We start from the raw sequence: 243 nt of genomic DNA, 5'->3' as shown, positions 1-243 counted from the left end.
AACACGATGGTGGACCAACTCCGGTCCTTCGCCGCCGAAGTGACCCGTGTGGCCCGCGAAGTGGGTACCGAAGGGAAACTCGGCGGGCAGGCCGACGTGCCCGGCGTCGCCGGGACGTGGAAAGACTTGACCGACTCCGTGAACTCGATGGCCGGGAACTTGACGGCCCAAGTGCGGAACATCGCCGCCGTGACGACGGCTGTCGCCAACGGCGACTTGTCCAAGAAGATCACAGTCGACGTG

At 65.0% G+C, this 243-nt stretch carries 1 protein-coding gene; it reads left to right on the top strand.

Annotation, left to right across the window (positions count from 1 at the left end):
• On the top strand, positions 1–243 hold a 243-nt coding region (locus BGIM_RS68660), incomplete at both ends, for a hypothetical protein (protein ID WP_202947350.1).

Source organism: Zavarzinella formosa DSM 19928 (assembly GCF_000255705.1).
Lineage (GTDB): Bacteria > Planctomycetota > Planctomycetia > Gemmatales > Gemmataceae > Zavarzinella > Zavarzinella formosa.
The sequence above is the reverse complement of the archived record's forward strand: the minus strand, read 5'-3'. Positions and strand labels throughout refer to the sequence as shown.